This is a genomic window from Saccharospirillum sp. HFRX-2, from assembly GCF_043196805.1.
Lineage (GTDB): Bacteria > Pseudomonadota > Gammaproteobacteria > Pseudomonadales > Natronospirillaceae > Saccharospirillum.
In genome coordinates this window covers 292,332-310,989 of sequence record NZ_JBEBMU010000002.1, presented here as the reverse complement: position 1 = coordinate 310,989, position 18,658 = coordinate 292,332, and the positions used below count along the sequence as shown (strand labels likewise).

Below are 18,658 nucleotides of genomic sequence, written 5' to 3'. Positions count from 1 at the left end.
TTTCGGTTAAGCGATAGTGAAGATCACTGTTCGCCTTGTTCGCGCTGCTGACGACGACGCACTTCGCGCGGATCGTTCGGTGCCCGACCTGAGGCCGTCGGTTCACTTTCAGTAGCTTCGCTGTCACCGGCACTGGCTTGCGGGGCGCCTTGTTCAGGCGCTTCGGCCGCGATCGGAGCTTCTTCGACCGTCTTTTCTGGAGCGACGGCTGCCGGAGCAGGCTCTTCGGTCTCAATCGGCTCATGCGCCACGCTTGGCTCGGGTGAATCTTCCAGCTTGGAAGGTTCTGGCTCTGCCTCGGTAACGACGTCCTCAGCCTTGGCTGCAGCGTTATCTGACGTATTGTCAGCGACTTCAGCGCTTGCCTCTTGGGTGTTCGAAGCTGATTCGACCGCAGGGGCAGGGGTCTTCGGACTCTCGCTCGGTGCGTCTGCTTCAGACGACGGCTGGGCGACTGTCTGGCTGGTTTCGTTTGCTTCAACCTGAGGTTCAACAGCAGCGTCGGTAGCCGGCTTTTCGACAGCCGGAGCGTCGACTGTTGGCTCTGCTTTGGCTTGAGCCGTTTCAGTCGTTTGCGGATCGCTGTTGATCAGGGCAATAACGGCATCGATATCGCTGACCACTTCATCCGGACGATCCGGGTTAGGGCGCTTGCTGGCATTCTTGCTGACGCCGCGAACTTTGCGGTTTTTACCGACTTCAGACTGCGGCACGCGGCCGGTGCTGCTTTCGCGCTCATCACGACGCTTCAACTGAGGCTGCTGCTGCCGACCTTTATTGCGCTCGTTGCGATTGCTGTCTTCATCGTTGGATGTTTCCGGCTGGGCCTTAACATCATCGTTCTTGCGTTCGCGTTGCTTAATGTCGCTCTTCTTCTTGGCGTTGTCGCTGGCGTCGTTACGGTTATTGCCTTGGCGACGGTTGTCGCGCGCTTGACCGTTTTGCGACGTGCGGCCCCGGCCAGAAGAACGATTATTAGTAGAACGGCCATTGCGCCCCTGACCACCGTCGCGGCCTGAACGATTATTTTGACTGCCCTTGTTGGCGTGACTGCGTTTCTTCGCAGCGCTATCGCTGCCACCGAATAGAGCTTTGAACAGGCGAGCCAGCAGGCCCGGCCCAGCGGGTTTTGCTGGTTTGGCAGGTTTTGACGCCACCGCCTTTTCAACCGTCGGAGCCGGCTGACGCGGTGCCTGAATATTGGAAATGGCCGCTTCTTGAGGCTTGGACTGAGTTTCCAGTACGGCCTCGGATTCGGACGGTGCTTCTTCAAATTTCAGCGCATAGCTGGGCACTGCGTTGACCAGGTTCTCGTCGTCATCGCGCAGGCGAACCACTTCGTAATGCGGGGTTTCCATCTGCGGGTTCGGTACCACCAGAACGTGCACCTTGAGGCGCTGCTCGATCTCGTGGATAGCCTCGCGCTTCTCGTTAAGCAGGAAGGTGGCGACCGATAGCGGCACAATGGCGCGAATCTGAGCGGTACGTTCCTTCAGTGATTCTTCTTCGACCAGACGCAGAATAGCCAGCGACAGCGACTTCACATCGCGGATGATGCCATGGCCGTTACAGCGCGGGCAGACGATGCCGCTGGTCTCGCCCAGTGAGGGACGCAGGCGCTGACGCGACATTTCCAGCAGACCAAAGCGTGACAACCGGCCTACCTGAACGCGGGCGCGATCTGAGTTAGTGGCGTCTTTGATTCGGGATTCGACCTCGCGTTGGTGCTTGGTCTGATTCATATCGATGAAATCGATGACGATCAGGCCGCCCATGTCGCGCAGGCGCAACTGGCGAGCGATCTCCTCGGCCGCTTCCAGGTTGGTATGGAAGGCGGTTTCCTCGATGTCACCACCCTTGGTGGAGCGCGAGGAGTTGATGTCGATGGAGACCAGCGCTTCGGTCGGATCGATAACGATGGAGCCGCCGCTGGGCAGCTTCACTTCGCGCTGGAAGGCGCTCTCGATCTGGGATTCGATCTGGTAGCGGTTGAACAGCGGCACCGGATCTTCATAGCGCTTCAGCTTGCTCTGATAGTTCGGCATCACCTTCTGCACGAAATCCAGGGCGTAGTCGTAGGCGTCTTTGCTGTCGATCAGCACTTCGCCGATGTCTTGGCGCAGGTAATCACGAATGGCACGCAGGATAACGTTGCTTTCCTGGAGGATCAGGAAAGGAGCTGGCCGTGACGTAGAGGCTTCGCGGATCGATTGCCACAGCTGGATCAGGTAATCGAGGTCCCACTGCAGCTCTTCAGCGCTGCGGCCAATGCCAGCGGTACGCACGATGACGCCCATGCCGTCGGGCACGGTGATGCCCTGCAGGGCTTCACGGATCTGAGCACGCTCGTCGCCTTCGATGCGGCGTGAAATACCGCCGGCACGAGCGTTGTTGGGCATCAACACCAGATAACGGCCAGCCAGACTGACCATGGTGGTCAGCGCTGCGCCTTTATTGCCGCGTTCTTCTTTATCCACCTGGACGATGACTTCGGTACCTTCCTTGACCAGTTCCTTGATGCTCGAACGGGAAGACATGGATGGGTCGATGAAGTATTCGCGGGCGATTTCTTTCAGCGGGAGGAAGCCGTGGCGCTCAGCACCGAAGTCGACGAAAGCGGCTTCGAGGCTGGGTTCGATGCGGGTGATTTTGCCTTTATAGATGTTGGCTTTCTTCTGTTCCCGAAAGCCGGTTTCGATATCAAGGTCGTAGAGTTTTTGGCCGTCTACCAGAGCAACCCTGAGCTCTTCGGCCTGGGTCGCGTTGATCAGCATTCTTTTCATTGAAGATTCGTACTCTGCTTGTAATGAGTGACAGAGCAGCAAGGGCAGGGTCTACAGGCGGGCGGACACCGAAATACCAAGGATCACGCAAGTTACACGGCTGTGGCGAAAGGGCACCACAGCGGGTCGGTGTCGTCGTCCATGAACAGCCGGGCAACGGAAAGAGTCTTACGGGGATGCCGGCTCTTTTTAGAAGCACTTGCGGTTTGTGGTGAAGTGCTTTCTTCCGTATGAACCCAACGTCATACGCTGTTTTAAACTGTACTTGCTGCCCAACCAATTCGTTTAGAACGATGCCTGTCATCGTTCTGGTGGTTGGGTTCCGCTTCCCGGCCGCCTGTGTGGTCTCTGGGCGGGGGGAGTTACGGACTCCCAGCTCGCTGGAGTTTAGCACCAAGATTACAACCCATCAATAAATGCTCTGGGGTCTCTTAGGTTCTGACTATCACCGCTGAAGCGAGGCTGAGAGACTGGTATCATGCGCCTTTTATTGCAGGCGCTTTTACCGTGTCAAAAGTCAGTTTTTATCGCGTCGAGATGGATAGAGCCGGTCAGAGGATTGATAATTTCCTGATCGGTTATTGGAAGAAGCTACCCAAGAGTCGTGTCTACCGGGTGCTGCGCAAAGGCGAGGTGCGGGTGAACGGCAAGCGCGTTAAGCCGGAATATCGTCTGGTTGCAGACGACGAGATTCGCCTGCCGCCAGTCACCTTGCCGGAAGCCTCGACAGCAACGGTGATGCCGGGCCAATCACTGCAGCAGCATCTGGATAACGCCATTCTTTATGAAGATGACTTTGTGGTAGCGATCAATAAGCCCTCGGGTTTGGCGGTGCATGGTGGTTCGGGCATTCGTCTGGGGTTGATCGAATCCTACCGAGCGATGCGACCCGAACTTAAGTTTGTCGAGCTGGTGCATCGTCTCGATAAAGACACCTCCGGCGTGGTGTTAATTGCCAAAAAACGCAGCGCCTTGACGACCTTGCAGGCGGAGTTTCGCACCAAGTCGACGGTCAAGAAGACCTACTGGTGTCTGGTTCATGGCCGCTGGTCAGACCAGGTGATCGAAGTGGATGCCCCTTTGCGCAAGCAGCAGGCGGTCGGCGCTGAGCGATTCGTGCGTGTCGCGCCCGATGGCAAAGCGTCGTTAACCCGGTTTCGCGTGCTCAAAGCCTATCAGCAGGCAACCTGGGTGGAGGCTCAACCGGTGACTGGCCGGACGCATCAGATTCGGGTGCATTGTCAGCATGCGGGCCATCCAATTCTAGGGGACAGTAAATACCAGAGCGGTCGGGCAGATCAGTTGTGCCGTGAGATGGGGCTGGAACGCTTGTTTTTGCACGCGGCTCAGCTTAGGGTGCCGCACCCGGACACCGGGGTGGAATTGGTTGTAGAGGCGCCGCTAGAGCGGTCGTTAGCGGGTTTGCTGCAGCGACTGTCAGCGGACTCTCATTGTTAATACAGGCGATACGCTATGTTTGGAAAAGATCGGTCTTCAACGGACGGCACTGAAAACTGGGCTGGTTCGCGCAAAGAGTGGCAGTTGATCGAAAAAGTCGTGCTGGCCAATACAGCGGAACTGAAAAAGCAGCGTCGCTGGGGCATCTTTTTTAAGCTGCTGACGTTTATCTATCTGTTTGCTTTGCTGTGGTTGCTGTTGCTTGGCAAGTCGTTCAAAGCCGACCATATACCGGATAAAACCGGCGGCCATACGGCTGTTGTTGAAGTGCGTGGCGTAATCGCCGACGGTGAAATAGCCAGTGCTGACAATATCTTCGCCAGCTTGCAATCCGCCCTGAATCATCCGGATACCCGAGCCGTTATTCTGCGTATTAACAGCCCCGGGGGCAGCCCGGTGCAGTCGTCCTACATCTATAATGAAGTGCGCCGGCAGCGTGAACTGCATCCCGACATACCGATTAATGCTGTGATTGCCGATACCGGCGCCAGCGGGGCTTACTACATCGCCGCCAGCGCTGAGAATATTTACGCCAATGGTGCCAGTCTGGTGGGGTCTATTGGTGTTACCGCCGCCAGTTTTGGGTTTGAAGATCTGATTGAGCGTCTTGGTATCGAGCGTCGTGAATTCACCGCCGGTGAACACAAAGCCTTTCTCGATCCGTTCCAGCCGGTTGATCCGGAAGAGCGCGAACTGTTTGAAACCTTATTGAACGATGTCCATCAACAATTTATCGAGGATGTGCGCGCCGGTCGTGGTGATCGTCTGGATGAAAGCAATGATAAGTTGTTTTCCGGCTTGGTCTGGACCGGCGATCAGGCGGTGGAGTTAGGCTTGATCGATGGCATCAAATCAACGGCTGAGTTGGCCCGCGATTTGGGTTATCCGCAGTTAGTCGATTTCTCCGCGCATCTGACGCCGTTGCAGAAGTTTGCTCGCAATCTGGGGGTAGGCATTGCTCAGACACTGGTGAAGCTGGGCGTGACTGAGCAACTAGAGCTGCGCTAAGGCAACGAATGGCCAGCCTGGCGCAGTCGCTGCGCCAGTGAAATCAGCGGCAGACCGATCAGGGCGTTGGGATCATCACTGCGAATCCAGTCAAACAGGGTGATACCCAAGGCTTCGGCTTTAAAGCTGCCAGCGCAGTCCAGCGGTTGTTCCGCCGCCACATAGCGCTCAACTTCTGCTCTGGTCAAGGTCCGAAAACAGACTTCGGTGGTGACCAGCCAGGCATCTTCGATGGCTCCAGCCAAGGCAACGCCACTGTAAAACACCACGCTTTTCCCTGAACAGGCAAGCAATTGGGCACAGGCGCGTTCGGCGGTCCCGGGCTTTGACAGCAAGGAACCGTCCGGAGCCGCTGCTGTTTGGTCGCTGCCAATGATCAGATGGTTGGGGAAATCATTGCTCAGGCTCTGCGCCTTGGTTTGAGCCAGCCTTAGAGCCAGGGCGTCTGGCGACTCTCCAGGCAGGGGGCTTTCGTCGCAATGCGGCGCGGCTTGCTTGAAGCTCAAACCCAGCGATGCCAGTCGTTCCGCCCGGTATTTTGAGGTGGAAGCCAGTAGTAATGGGGCTTGCATGGCGATGAACTCCTAAAAACTTTTGACTTGAAACCGCTCATCCGTATCATACCGCGCCTATGTCGAAATCCGAGCTTCCTGATCACCTCGATGCGTACAAGCTGGCGGAGCAAAAAACGTCCCTCAGCGGCCGGGTATCGCCCGCTCGACTGACTCGTTTAAGCGATGCTGTCTTGCGTATCGATGGCAGTGTCGAGGCGCAGTTGGATTTCTTCCAGGATGAGGAATATCGCCGCATCGTGGCAGGGAATGTCAGTGGTTGTGTCGAATTGGAATGTCAGCGTTGTCTGCAGCCAATGGAGCAACGACTGGATAGTCAGTTCCGCCTCGCCATCGTCTACAACGATGAAATGGCCAAGGCGCTACCGGCTGACGATGAGCCTTTGATGTTGTTGCCGGATGAGTCTTTGGATCCGGCCATGATCCTGGAAGAAGAGTTGTTGCTGTGTCTGCCTTTGCAGGCCATGCACGAAGAAACGGAATGTCGGATTCAGACCGAGTTTGCACCGGCGCAGGATGAGCAGGGCTCTGCCCAGCCGGAACCAGCTCGGGATAACCCTTTTCAGGTGTTGGCTTCACTGAAAAAGGACTGAAAGGTCCGGTGAGGCTAACCGGAAAATAACAGCCAAAGTTGGCGCTGCCAGCTTTGATTCAGTTAATTGTTATACATCAGGAGGCTACGGCCATGGCAGTTCAACAGAACAAGAAGACTCGTTCCCGTCGCGGAATGCGTCGCGCTCACGATTCTCTGAAGGGTACCGCTCTGGCAGTCGACCCGACTACCGGCGAAACCCATCGTCGTCACCACGTCTCTCCGGACGGCTTCTACAAAGGCCGTAAGGTCATCGCGGACGCCGACGGCGAGTAAGTTCCGGTGGCTGTTCTGGCCATCGACTTGCAGGGAGGGGATCAAGGCCCCTCCCAATTACTGCCTGCCGCTATCGATTTTTTCGAGCACCACCCTCACCATCGCGCCATTCTTTTCGGTCAGCCCCAAAGTTGTCAGCCTTTCCTGGGTTCTTTGCCGCCCAATATGTCGTTTCGTCCCTGTGAAGGGCGCTTGCCTGCTGGTTTGAATCCGGCACGCTTGCTGCGTCACGATTATCACAGCGCTATTGAAGCTGCGGCTCAGTGCCTCGCTAAAGAAGAAGCCGACGCTTTGGTTTCCTCCGAACACACCGGCGTGTTGATGGCGTTGTTGCATCGGCACAGCCTGGTTCACCCGGCGCTTGAACGACCGGCGCTGGTCAGCTGGGTTCCGACCGCGCGGCAACCGGTATTGATGCTCGACCTGGGCGCTTCTTTCGCCGCCTCTGCCGAGCAGTTGCTGGGTTTTGCCGCGGTCGGACTGGCCATCGCCAGCGATCGCAACAGTCGCAAACCACGCCTGGCTTTGCTCAATCTTGGTGTGGAAGCCAACAAAGGACCACCGGCCTTACATCTGGCTGCCGAACGATTGAGCAACTGGTCTGACGTCGATTTTCTAGGTTTTGCTGAAGCCAATACTATCTTCCGTGGTGACTATGACCTGGTTATTACCGACGGTTTTACCGGCAACGCCGTTATCAAGTCAGCTGAAGGTACCGTGGACTTGCTGCTATCCGCCCTAAAACAACAGTTGGGCGGTGACTTGGTTGGCAAGGTGATGGGTTGGGCGCTGGGTAAGCGCCTGGAACCGCTGCTCAACCAGCTGGACCCTCGGGCAAGTAACGGGGCCTTGCTGGCTGGGACGGGGCTGACGGTGATTAAAAGCCATGGTCATGCCGATGAAGTGGCTTTTAAAGCCGCTATTATTCGTGCTGTCGAAGCGACTGAAGGTGGCTGGAGCCAGCGTGTATTGCGGCGGCTCGATCCATTGCTGGCTGACTGAGTCATTCTGGTTCATCGGTCAATAATTAGTCTCCAGCTTTTCCCTGGGTTCATAAATGTTTTAACAGCGTCTCTCTTTACTGAGTCGCGTTGCAGACCATAATGCACGCCAGACAAGCTACCCTGTCTGGGTAGCCCATCCGAGATTGAAAGGAAAAGCATCATGTCTCAATCGTTCGCGTTTGTGTTTCCAGGCCAAGGTTCCCAGCAGGTAGGTATGCTGAGTGACTTGGCGGAACACTATCCGCTGATCGGTGACACTTTCGCTGAAGCCTCCGATGCTCTGGGGTATGACCTCTGGGCGCTGGTGAATCAGGGTCCGGCGGAAGAGCTGAATCGTACTGAGAAAACTCAGCCTGCATTGCTCACAGCCAGTATTGCTGTTTGGCGTTTGTGGTGCGCTGAAGGTGGTGCCCAGCCCGCGATGCTGGCAGGCCACAGTCTCGGTGAATATTCGGCGTTGGTTGCTGCAGATGTAATGCCTTTGGCTGAAGCCGTACGTCTGGTCGAAAAACGCGGCCAGTTGATGCAAGCCGCCGTTCCAGCAGGCGAGGGCGCAATGGCTGCGATTCTCGGCCTGGACGACGATGCTGTGATTGAAGGCTGTCGGCAGGCTGGCGACGTCGGTGTGGTTGAAGCGGTTAACTTCAACACGCCGGGCCAGGTGGTGATTGCCGGTACCAAAGAAGCCGTTGAACGCGCTATTGAAGTTTTGAAAGAAGCTGGCGCTAAACGAGCCATGCCATTGCCGGTCAGTGTGCCATCCCATTGCAGTCTGATGCGTGATGCCGCTGACGAACTGGCTAAGTATATGGACAGTTTGACCTTGGCGGATGCCCGCATTCCGGTGGTGCAGAACGTTACTGCCCGTGCCGAGCGTAGCATCGAGACGATTAAGCCGAATTTGATTGAACAGCTGTATCGCCCTGTTCTGTGGTCGCAATCTGTGGCCGAACTGGTACGTCAGGGTGTTACCGAAACCATAGAGTGCGGACCGGGCAAGGTATTGACCGGTTTGAACAAACGTATTGATAGCAGCCTTGAACTGACCGCCTTGGGCAGTCTGGCTGCGTTCCAGGGTCGCATAGGGAGTGCATCATGAGTGACGCCAAACTGGTGTTGGTAACCGGCGCCAGCCGCGGCATTGGCGCTGCCATTGCCGATGAATTGGGTAAAGCAGGTTACCGCGTCGCGGGGACCGCGACTTCAGACAGCGGTGCCGAGAAAATCACCGAGCGCTTTAAAGCCGCCGGTATCGAAGGTAAAGGCTATCGTCTGAATGTGACCGAAGCTGAGTCCATTGATGCCTTGATGGCTTCGCTTAAAGAAGAATTTGGTGATCCGGCTATCTTGGTTAACAACGCTGGTATTACCCAGGACAACCTCTTTCTGCGCATGAAAGAAGCCGAGTGGGACAGTGTTATCGACACTAACCTGAGCTCTGCTTTTCGCATGAGCAAAGCCGTGATTAAAGCCATGACTCGTGCTCGTTGGGGCCGAATTGTGAATATATCTTCTGTCGTGGCTTCGTCCGGCAATGCTGGTCAGGTAAACTACGCTGCTGCTAAAGCCGGGCTGGAAGGTTTAACGCGCTCCATGGCACGCGAAATTGGTTCACGTGCCATTACTGTGAATTCTGTCGCTCCTGGCTTTATTGCCACGGATATGACTGATGACCTGCCTGAAGCGAACCGTGAGGCCTTGCTCAAGCAAGTACCTCTGGGTCGTTTGGGCGATCCGAAAGAAATTGCCGCGGCCGTTGCTTTTTTGGTCAGCGACTCGGCGTCTTATATCACTGGTGAGACGCTGCACGTCAACGGCGGCATGTACATGAGCTGATCGGGTGGTTTTGACTTGCCCGTCAGCGATGGCTTTTAATACACTAACGCGCACTGAACGGTGCTGATTCCAATTAGGGAGTGTTCCAATGAGCAACATTGAAGATCGCGTCAAGAAAATCGTCTGCGAACAGCTGGGCGCTAAAGAAGAAGACGTAACCGCCCAAGCGTCATTCGTTGACGACCTGGGTGCCGACTCACTCGACACCGTTAACCTGGTGATGGCGCTGGAAGAAGAATTCGAAACCGAGATTCCGGACGAAGAGTCTGAGAAGCTGGCGACTGTCCAGGACGCGATCGACTATATCAACGCCCACCTGGGCTGAAGAACCGGCCGCTAGGCAGCCGTTCTATTCTGATATTGAAGCCGTATTGTCGCCAGGCAGTACGGCTTTTTTAGTTTCTGGATGATGGCGTTGTCCATCACAGAAAAATATTGGCATTGGAGGATTCTATGTCACGCCGCAGAGTCGTAGTCACAGGTCTTGGATGCATCAGCCCACTGGGGAACGATCTCCGTTCTACCTGGGAAGGCATTCTGGCCGGCCGGAGCGGAGCTGCTCCCATTGAGCTGTTTGATACTGAAAAATACGGCACTAAGTTTGCCGCAACGGTTAAAGGGTTTGATCCGACGTTGACGATCAACCCCAAAGACACCAAAAAAATGGATGGTTTTATCCAATATGGCTATGCCGCCGCTGCTGAAGCCATCCGTGACTCGGGTCTAGAAGCCACAGAAGCCAATGCACACCGCATCGGCTTGGCCATCGGTGCAGGTATCGGTGGTTTGGATAGCATTGAACGCAACCACGCTGCGCTGGAAAAATCTGGCCCGCGTCGTGTATCTCCGTTCTTCGTTCCTTCGGCGATCATCAATATGATCTCCGGCTATTTATCGATCGATTACGGTTTTAAAGGCCCTAACATCGCCATCACCACTGCCTGTACAACCGGTACGCACAACATCGGTTACGCCGGCCGCACCATTGCCTACGGTGATGCTGATGTCATGATTGCTGGCGGTGCTGAAATGGCCTCAACCCAGCTGGGTATTGCGGGTTTTGGCGCCGCTCGTGCGTTGTCGACCCGCAACGATGACCCGGAACACGCCAGCCGCCCCTGGGACAAAGACCGCGATGGTTTCATGCTCGGCGACGGCGCCGGTATTCTGGTGTTGGAAGAGTATGAACACGCCAAAGCGCGTGGGGCGACCATCTATGCCGAGCTGACTGGCTTTGGCATGAGTGGCGATGCCTACCATATGACGTCACCCCCCGAAGACGGTGCCGGTGCCTGCGCTTCCATGCGCAACGCCATCGCCGACGCTGGCCTGAACGCGACCGACATCAATTACATCAACGCTCACGGCACCTCCACGCCAGTCGGTGATGTCGCTGAGAGTCGCGCGGTTGAAACACTCTATGGTGCCGATGCCGATAAGGCTGTGATGAGCTCAACCAAGTCGATGATTGGTCATCTGCTGGGTGCCGCTGGTGCGGTCGAAGCCATCTTTAGTGTGCTGGCGATTCGCGATCAGGTTGCACCGCCGACCATCAACCTCGAACAGGCTGGTGAAGGCTGTAATCTGGATTACGTGCCTAACACTGCGCGTGAGATGAAGCTGACGCACACCATGTCGAACTCCTTTGGGTTTGGTGGAACCAATGGCACGCTGGTCTTCAGCAAAGTCTAAAGGACGGGGCTTCGGCCCCGTTTTTTTATGAATCTGAATTTTCTCAACGGCCAGCCCACCGATCAGATCGATAGCCGTCATCGTGCGCTCGCCTATGGCGACGGTATCTTCGAAACCTGCTGGGTACAGCAGGGACAGGTGCGTTTCTGGGACGACCATCTGCAGCGTCTGAACGAAGGTGCGCAACGACTTGGCTTAAGCTGGAGCGCATCGGACCAGCAGCAGCTTGAAGCGGAATTGACGCAGGTCTTGCCGTCACAAAACACGCCGCTGATCTGCAAGATCATGCTGTTACGACGCGCGCCTGGCCGCGGCTACGACTACGATCCGGCGCAACAGGCCTGCGACCGGCTGATTCAACTGACCGACTACCACAAGCCTGACTGGCACAGTGGGGCCGCCAAGGTGGTTCATTCTGCCGTCCCAGCATCGATTAACCCGGTGTTGGCGGGCGTTAAACATCTGAATCGACTGGACTCTGTGTTGGCCCGTCAAAGTGCCAGAGCTGCCGGTGCCCATGAAGCCTTGTTGGCATTACCCGATGGCCGCCTGGTGGAAGGCAGCATGAGTAATATCTTTATTAAGGCGGGCTCACAATGGCAGACACCGCCCTTGGATCAGGCCGGTGTGAATGGCATTATTCGCCGTCGCTGGCTGCGCCTGGGCAGCCTTATGGAAGCAGACTGGTCGGTGCAGAGTTTGCCTCAAGCAACGAGTATTCTCTTGGCTAACGCCCTGATGGGAATCGTGCCCGTGGCCTCTGTGGATGACCAGGCCATCGCTCTGCCAACGGCCTCTGAGCTGGCAGACTTGCGCAATCTGATTGGACTACCGAGTGATTAAACGACTACTGATCGCCCTGGTTCTGGTAGGCATTATTGCCGGAGCCGGTTTAGCGCTGTATGCGCGGGACCAACTGACATCCCCATTAGAGCTCTCTGAAGCGACCCTGTATCAGGTCGAAGACGGAGCCTCGTTAAAGCGCGTGCTGAACGACTTCGCCAACCGAGGCTGGATCGGCGAACCCCGCCTGCATGAGATTTGGCTGCGCCTGACCGACCAGACCGCCATTCAGCGTGGCGAATATCGGCTGCAACCGGATGAATCACCCAGCCAGGCGATCGCCCGTATGGTCGCCGGTGACAAAGTACTGCGTTCAGTGCAGTTTATTGAAGGCTGGAATTTCCAGCAGATTCGTGTCGCGTTGATGCTGCATGAACACCTGGAGCAAAGACTGCCGTCCTTGTCGGATCAAGCCGTGGCAGAGCTGCTGGGCATTGAACAGAGCAATCCTGAAGGCTGGTTCTTCCCGGACACCTACTTGTTTGAGCGTGGCTTGACTGACGTCGAAGTATTAAGGCGCGCCCATCAGCAAATGAAAGTTGAACTGGAGCGGGCCTGGGCGATGCGCGCCGACGACCGGGCTGTTGAAACGCCCTATGAAGCACTGATCCTGGCGTCGATTATCGAAAAGGAAACCGGTGCCGCCTTTGAGCGCCCACAGATATCCGGCGTGTTCAGCCGTCGACTGCAGCAGGGCATGCGTTTACAGACCGATCCGACAGTCATCTATGGTCTGGGTGAAGACTACAACGGCAACCTGACACGCGCCGATCTGCAGCGTAATACCCCTTACAACACCTATCGTCGTGGTGGTTTACCACCCACGCCTATTGCCAGTCCCGGTCGCGGCGCTCTGGAAGCAGCCGTTAACCCTGACGATGGCACCACCCTCTATTTTGTTGCCAAGGGTGATGGCACTCATCTGTTTTCGGATACCTACGATGAACATCGCGCGGCGGTGCGTGAATATCAGCGTTTTGGCCGCCGCCGTGACGATTACCGCTCAGCGCCACCTCCGGCAGACGAAACAGACGCCACTGCAGGTGAGGACGCTACTACGCCTGACGACGCCACTGCACCTGAGGACAGCGCACCATGACCGCTGGCTTTATCAGTATTGAAGGCCTCGAAGGTGCTGGCAAAACGACGCAGCGATCGGTGCTGGAAAGTTGGGTTACTGAACGCTTCGGTGCTCCTCTGGTCACCCGTGAGCCCGGTGGCACGCCGCTGGCTGAACGTATTCGTTCCATCGTGCTGTCACACGATGAAGAACCGCTCGATGCCTGGAGCGAATTGTTACTGGTGTTTGCCGCCCGCCGGCAACACCTCACCCAGGTGATTCAACCGGCCTTGGCGGCCGGGCAGTGGGTCATCAGCGACCGCTTTGCCGATGCCTCCTTTGCCTACCAAGGCGGCGGCCGTGAGTTGCCCTGGTCGCGCTTGCAGGAGCTGGAGCACTGGGTACTCGATGGCTTTGCACCGGATTTGACGCTTTGGTTGGACTGTCCGATCGAAGTGGGTCTGGCGCGGGCGCGCCAACGCGGTGAATTGGATCGTATCGAAGCCGAGGATTTGGCCTTTTTCGAGCGCGCCAGAGCGGCCTATGAACGGCGTTATCAGGAACATCCAGAGCGTATCGTGAGACTCGATGCTTCCGTCGATATTGAAACTCTGAGTCAGCAGCTCCGTGCGGTACTGGAGGAGCGTTTCGCATGAATTCAGCCTTGCCCATCTGGTTGCAGCCAGCCAATGAACGATTGATGCAGGCCTATCGGTCTGAGCGACTGCCCCATGCCGTCCTGATCATCGGTCGGGTTGGCGATGGTCTGCATCGCTTTGGGCAACAGCTGAGCCATCAACTGCTTTGTACCTCGAGCTCACAACGGCCCTGTGGCCAGTGTCGTGCCTGCCAACTGGTCGCTGCAGGATCCCACCCGGACCAGCGCGTTATTGAACCGGAAGGCAAGAGCGATACCATCAAGGTCGATGCTATCCGCGACATCGCCAACTTTATGCACGAAACCGCCCAGCAAGGTGGCAACAAGGTAATTCGCTTAACGCGCGCCGACCGCATGAACAACAACGCCGCCAACGCCTTGCTGAAAATGCTGGAAGAGCCGACCGCCAATACCTTCTTGTTGCTGGAAACCGAATCGCTGTCGCGGTTATTGCCGACGGTGCGTTCACGCTGTCGTCTGCTGCGTCTGGATAGGCCGACAACGGAGCAAGCACAGCAATATCTGCAACAGCAGAATGTGACCGATCGTCTGGACGACCGCCTGGCGCTGACTGCGGGTGCGCCCTTAGCGGCCGAACAGTTGAGCGATGAAACCCTGGCGGCCTGGCAGGAGCGGGTAGAGCGCTTTCGTCAGGAACGCGGCTTCAGTGCGCTGGCGGCTTTTATCGCTGACCAGGACAGCGATGTGCTGTTGACGCAATTGATGATCTGGATCGATGGCGCTGTACATCAGCAATTTAAGACTGATAGCGCCGTCAGTAATCTGGATGCGCCCGTGGTGACGCCTTTATCCGCATTGCCGAGTACCCAGCTGTTTGCCTTCCGCGATTTGATCGTCAGCCTGAAAGAAAGCCTGGCTGGTCAGGCCAACCTGAATGCCCAGCTGTGGAGCGAACAGTTAGCCTTACGCTGGCTGGAACTCACCTCAGGTTAGGTCGGTTTATATCAGCGTCACTCGGTTTCCTGACGTCGTTTCTTATCCGCTTGCGGTGCTGGCAAGGCTTCGTCCGCGCTGCCTTGCCCATCTTCAATGTAGTGCCGCGATTCTTCACTGGTCAGAGATACCGTTCCTTCCCAAGGCATCAACCGATAGGCCGGGCTGGCGTTGCCTTCAAAGTCCATATAGGGGTACTTGATGATGTCAAAGTAGGGGCTGTAATCGAAATCGCTGGGCGTGCAGAGCTTGGGGTTACGCTGAAACAGTCGGACATCGCCATTTACTTCGCGTTTTACCAGAGGCAGCAACGGGAAGGACACTGCAGCAAAGGCCTCTGCCAGCATGGTTGAGCAAACGGTGCGAGTGCCACCGCCAGGCTTCCAGCGGAACAGCGTTGAGCGAAACCGTCGCGGAAACAAACTCCAAGGCAGATAAAACCGCCACAAATCAAGAATCTGGCGCACATCGTATCGGGTTCCCAGGCGACCGATGGCGTAACCAAGCACCAATTGCACATCTTCATACGCCAGATCGCGCGGCCGGCAGATGCGCAGATGACGGTGCTGGTAGACGTTCAGAGGGCGAATCACCGTGCCCAGGCCGAGCTGGCTTTCGGCGATCAACTGCACATCCGGCTGGCCATCGTAAAATGCGCGGATGCGTTGGCGTAGCATAGGATCCGCAACGTCGTGCAGTCGGCCAATGTAGAGCGCCGCATGAGACCAACGGCTGCGCGTTACCATGCCGATGACCTCGGCAATGCGTGAACGTCCCTCTACCAGAATGACATCGCCGCTGCGAATCTCGTGGCGTAGCTTACGAAAATCGCTGCGCGGATAATCCGGGTCGTCTTTCTCTTCGGTTAACCAGCGTTTCAAAAAAGTAAGCATAGGGGCAACTCTACCTCCGCTGCCTTGCATTGCCGGGGTTGATCCCACAGTTATAGACTAGTCGCTAAATGCCGCTCTATCGAGATTCATGCTTAATACACTCTTACCTGTCAAAGACCGACATCCCACCGAGAGTGCCATTCTCAATTCAGCGATGAGCCTGTTTTTATTGGCCGGTGAGGACAGCGTTACCGTCAGCCGACTGATTCAAACCGCAGGCATCAGCCGCTCGGTTTTCTATCACCATTTTTCCGGCAAGGATGATCTCTACGCCGCCATGCTGCTGTCCGACGAACTGGGCATTGGCGACATGCTGCATCGGGTTCGGCGCAGCAATGATATGGCGACGCTGTTGCGCGAATGCCTTAAGTATCGAATTCAGCAGATTGATAAGCATCGTCTGATGATGCGTCTGGAAACCAAGCTCGCCAGCGAAAACTCGACTCTGGAGCGTTATCGTCAATGGCAACGGCTGAAGCGAAATCACATGGCGCTGTTTGCGGAGATTGCCAGCGAATTGCTTGACGTCGATGCTAACAATGACGATTTGCGTTTTCTCTACGGACTGGTCTGGACGCTGGCCGATGGCCTGGCATCCTTGCGTGATAACGAGCTGTACCATGAACTGATTCAGGATCGACGCGGATTCAGTCGTTACCTGCTGGATAGCGTTGCCCTGATAGGACAAAAATCGAATGAAACTCGATGATCTACTGCAACAGATCGGTGATCAGAAACACCCGCCGGTCGAGCGCTGGGATCCGCCGTTCTGCGGCGATCTGAACATGCAAATTCGCCGCAACGGCGACTGGTTCTACGAAGGCACGCCCATCGGTCGGCCGGCGCTGGTGAAGCTGTTTGCCAACATACTCAAGCGCGACGGCGATGACTATTTTCTGGTCACCCCGGTGGAAAAGGTTGGCTTGCAGGTCGAGGCTGCGCCCTTTATCGCCGTCACGGCCGATCTTGTTGAAGATACCTGGATCGTCACCAACAACCTGGGCGAGCAACAACCGCTGGACGCAGAGCATCCGCTGGACATCACCACTGAGCCGGAAAACCCGGTCATGACCTGGCGCCGTAACTTACCAGCACGAATCCATCAGAACCTGATGTATCAATGGCAAAGCTGGGCGCTGGAGCAAGGCGGCCTGGACGACAATGGCCGGCTCTGGCTGGACAGCAGCGGGCAACGTTTCTTGCTGGCCCAGACATAAAGAAGGCCCCATTCGGGGCCTTTTTCGGTATTACATATTGGGATAGTTCGGACCGCCACCACCTTCCGGTGTCACCCAGGTGATGTTCTGCGCTGGGTCTTTAATGTCGCAGGTTTTGCAGTGCACACAGTTCTGGGCGTTGATCTGGAAAGCCGGTCTGCCATCGTCGCCTTCAACCACTTCGTAGACACCGGCCGGGCAATAGCGTTGCGCCGGCTCAGCAAACTTGGGCAGGTTGTCACGAATCGGTAACTCAGGATCGGTCAGTTTCAGATGCACCGGCTGATCTTCTTCGTGGTTGGTGTTCGACAGGAACACTGAACTGAGTTTATCGAAGCTCAACTCGCCATCTGGCTTGGGATAGTCGATCGGCTGGAACTGGTCAGCGGGTTTCAGCTGAGCGTAATCCGGGGTGGTGTCCGCCAGCGTCCAGGGCAGTTTGCCGCGGAAGATATTGATGTCGATAAAGGCGTAGGCCGAGCCGAGGATGTTGCCCCACTTGTGTTGCGCCGGGCCGAAGTTGCGCTGCTGATGCAATTCCTTCCAGGCCCAGCTTTGACGGAAAGCAGAATCATAATCGGTCAGATCCTGACCGGCTTCCCAGCCTTGGGCGGCCTGCTTAAGAATGGTTTCGGCGGCGACCATGCCGGATTTCATAGCGGTATGGCTGCCCTTAATCTTGGCAAAGTTCAGCGTGCCGGCGTCGCAACCGATCAAAAGACCGCCGGGAAAATGCATCTTCGGCAGGCTTTGAATACCACCCTTGGCGATGGCGCGGGCACCGTAGGAAACCCGCTTGCCGCCTTTGAGTACCTTGGCGAAGGTGGGGTGGTGCTTCAGGCGTTGGAATTCATCGAACGGGCTGAGGTAGGGGTTGGCGTAGCTCAGATCGGTGATCAGGCCGACCACCACCTGGTTGTTCTCCAAGTGATACATAAAGCTGCCACCGGCAGCGCCGTGTTCGTCCAGCGGCCAGCCGGCGGTGTGGACGACTTTACCGGGTTCGTGCACGTCGGGGCTGACGTCCCAGAGTTCCTTGATGCCCAGGCCATAGTGCTGAGGTTCGGCATCAGCGTTGAGCTGGAACTTTTCCATCAGCGACTTGCCTAAATGACCGCGAGCGCCTTCGGCGAACAGCGTGGTCTTAGCGTGCAGTTCCATGCCGGGCATGTAGCCGTCTTTTTCCGAACCGTCGGCGGCCACGCCCATATCGCCGGTGATGATGCCTTTTACCGAACCATCATCGGCGTAAAGCACTTCGGCGGCGGTGAAACCGGGGAAAATTTCCACGCCCAGTGCTTCCGCCTGTTCGGCCAGCCAGCGGCACAGGTTGCCCAGGCTGATGATGTAGTTGCCCTGGTTGTGCATAGTGCTCGGCGCAAACAGGCCAGGGACCTTGATGCCGCTGGTGGCACTGCGCAGCACCTGGATATCGTCGGCGGTGACCGGTGTGTTCAGCGGGGCGCCTTTGTCTTTCCAGTCCGGGATCAGTTCGTTCAGAGCGCGCGGCTCGAACACCGCACCGGAGAGGATATGGGCACCGACTTCGGATCCCTTTTCCACCACACAGACGCTCAGTTCCTGGCCACTGTCAGCCGCGCCTTGCATCAGGCGGATGGCAGCCGACAGACCGGCAGGGCCGGCACCGACGACGACAACGTCAAATTCCATGGATTCGCGTTCCATAGGGACCTCCTGGTTCACGCCCGGTGGGCCGGGGCAGAGTCTTCACAACAACCGCTTTGGCACGGTGCGGCTGTCGTTCGTTGTAATTTGCTGTTTTGGCGCCATCTAGCCGAACGGATTAGTCGC

The 18,658-nt window shown here is 56.6% G+C and carries 19 protein-coding genes; 15 read left to right on the top strand and 4 right to left on the bottom strand.

Annotated features, from left to right (window positions below; translation table 11 throughout):
* Positions 1-23 precede the first annotated feature (23 nt).
* Positions 24-2,783, bottom strand: a complete 2,760-nt coding sequence (gene rne, locus ABMA60_RS08050; RefSeq protein ID WP_392801278.1) for a ribonuclease E — start codon at positions 2,781-2,783, stop codon at positions 24-26.
* 507 nt (positions 2,784-3,290) lie between these two features.
* Here rne and rluC point away from each other — a divergent pair.
* Positions 3,291-4,241 (top strand): 23S rRNA pseudouridine(955/2504/2580) synthase RluC, encoded by a 951-nt coding sequence (gene rluC, locus ABMA60_RS08045; RefSeq protein WP_392801275.1) that lies wholly within the window; start codon positions 3,291-3,293, stop codon positions 4,239-4,241.
* Between the two features lie 15 nt (positions 4,242-4,256).
* Positions 4,257-5,249 carry a S49 family peptidase gene (locus ABMA60_RS08040; RefSeq protein WP_392801273.1) on the top strand — a complete coding sequence of 331 codons (993 nt, stop codon included), beginning with the start codon at positions 4,257-4,259 and terminating at the stop codon, positions 5,247-5,249.
* Here ABMA60_RS08040 and ABMA60_RS08035 read toward each other — a convergent pair.
* The gene (locus ABMA60_RS08035; RefSeq protein ID WP_392801271.1) at positions 5,246-5,821 is read right to left on the bottom strand and encodes a Maf family protein; all 576 of its coding nucleotides are present in this window, start codon (positions 5,819-5,821) and stop codon (positions 5,246-5,248) included. The two genes, ABMA60_RS08040 and ABMA60_RS08035, sit on opposite strands and share 4 nt — an antisense overlap.
* Before the next feature lie 59 nt (positions 5,822-5,880).
* Between ABMA60_RS08035 and ABMA60_RS08030 the strand changes: the two genes are divergently transcribed.
* The 11 genes from ABMA60_RS08030 to holB all read left to right on the top strand — a co-directional run bounded on the left by ABMA60_RS08030 (position 5,881) and on the right by holB (position 14,736).
* Positions 5,881-6,414: a YceD family protein gene (locus ABMA60_RS08030; protein WP_392801269.1), complete on the top strand. Its 534-nt coding sequence runs from the start codon at positions 5,881-5,883 to the stop codon at positions 6,412-6,414.
* A gap of 92 nt (positions 6,415-6,506) precedes the next feature.
* Complete coding sequence (gene rpmF, locus ABMA60_RS08025) at positions 6,507-6,689, top strand: 50S ribosomal protein L32 (RefSeq protein WP_108165311.1); 183 nt, start codon at positions 6,507-6,509, stop codon at positions 6,687-6,689.
* Positions 6,690-6,695: 6 nt separating this feature from the next.
* On the top strand, positions 6,696-7,691 hold the full coding sequence (locus ABMA60_RS08020; protein WP_392801265.1) for a phosphate acyltransferase: 996 nt from the start codon (positions 6,696-6,698) through the stop codon (positions 7,689-7,691).
* A 162-nt stretch (positions 7,692-7,853) separates the two neighbouring features.
* Entirely contained in the window at positions 7,854-8,792 is a 939-nt protein-coding gene (gene fabD, locus ABMA60_RS08015) for an ACP S-malonyltransferase (protein WP_392801263.1), read from the top strand.
* Complete coding sequence (fabG, locus tag ABMA60_RS08010) at positions 8,786-9,529, top strand: 3-oxoacyl-ACP reductase FabG (protein WP_392801386.1); 744 nt, start codon at positions 8,786-8,788, stop codon at positions 9,527-9,529. The genes fabD and fabG overlap by 7 nt, the downstream gene beginning before the upstream one ends.
* An 88-nt stretch (positions 9,530-9,617) precedes the next feature.
* Positions 9,618-9,854 carry an acyl carrier protein gene (acpP, locus tag ABMA60_RS08005; protein WP_108127175.1) on the top strand — a complete coding sequence of 79 codons (237 nt, stop codon included), beginning with the start codon at positions 9,618-9,620 and terminating at the stop codon, positions 9,852-9,854.
* 128 nt (positions 9,855-9,982) lie between these two features.
* Positions 9,983-11,221, top strand: coding sequence for a beta-ketoacyl-ACP synthase II (gene fabF / locus ABMA60_RS08000; RefSeq protein WP_392801259.1), 1,239 nt, complete (start codon positions 9,983-9,985; stop codon positions 11,219-11,221).
* Between the two features lie 27 nt (positions 11,222-11,248).
* The gene (gene pabC / locus ABMA60_RS07995; RefSeq protein WP_392801256.1) at positions 11,249-12,064 is read left to right on the top strand and encodes an aminodeoxychorismate lyase; all 816 of its coding nucleotides are present in this window, start codon (positions 11,249-11,251) and stop codon (positions 12,062-12,064) included.
* Positions 12,057-13,163 (top strand): endolytic transglycosylase MltG, encoded by a 1,107-nt coding sequence (mltG, locus tag ABMA60_RS07990; RefSeq protein ID WP_392801253.1) that lies wholly within the window; start codon positions 12,057-12,059, stop codon positions 13,161-13,163. Before pabC ends, mltG begins: the two co-directional genes overlap by 8 nt.
* Positions 13,160-13,780 (top strand): dTMP kinase, encoded by a 621-nt coding sequence (gene tmk / locus ABMA60_RS07985; RefSeq protein WP_392801250.1) that lies wholly within the window; start codon positions 13,160-13,162, stop codon positions 13,778-13,780. The genes mltG and tmk overlap by 4 nt, the downstream gene beginning before the upstream one ends.
* A complete protein-coding gene (gene holB / locus ABMA60_RS07980; RefSeq protein WP_392801247.1) occupies positions 13,777-14,736 on the top strand; it encodes a DNA polymerase III subunit delta' in 960 nt (319 codons plus the stop codon). The genes tmk and holB overlap by 4 nt, the downstream gene beginning before the upstream one ends.
* Before the next feature lie 17 nt (positions 14,737-14,753).
* On the opposite strand, the gene ABMA60_RS07975 is transcribed toward holB, so the two are convergent.
* Positions 14,754-15,629, bottom strand: a complete 876-nt coding sequence (locus ABMA60_RS07975; protein ID WP_392801244.1) for a YiiX/YebB-like N1pC/P60 family cysteine hydrolase — start codon at positions 15,627-15,629, stop codon at positions 14,754-14,756.
* An 88-nt stretch (positions 15,630-15,717) separates the two neighbouring features.
* Between ABMA60_RS07975 and ABMA60_RS07970 the strand changes: the two genes are divergently transcribed.
* Positions 15,718-16,338 (top strand): TetR/AcrR family transcriptional regulator, encoded by a 621-nt coding sequence (locus tag ABMA60_RS07970; protein ID WP_392801242.1) that lies wholly within the window; start codon positions 15,718-15,720, stop codon positions 16,336-16,338.
* Positions 16,325-16,846, top strand: a complete 522-nt coding sequence (locus tag ABMA60_RS07965) for a DUF1285 domain-containing protein (RefSeq protein WP_392801239.1) — start codon at positions 16,325-16,327, stop codon at positions 16,844-16,846. The genes ABMA60_RS07970 and ABMA60_RS07965 overlap by 14 nt, the downstream gene beginning before the upstream one ends.
* 30 nt (positions 16,847-16,876) lie before the next feature.
* Here the strand turns inward: ABMA60_RS07965 and ABMA60_RS07960 are convergent, their stop codons facing one another.
* Positions 16,877-18,532: an electron transfer flavoprotein-ubiquinone oxidoreductase gene (locus tag ABMA60_RS07960; RefSeq protein ID WP_392801236.1), complete on the bottom strand. Its 1,656-nt coding sequence runs from the start codon at positions 18,530-18,532 to the stop codon at positions 16,877-16,879.
* Between the last annotated feature and the right edge of the window lie 126 nt (positions 18,533-18,658).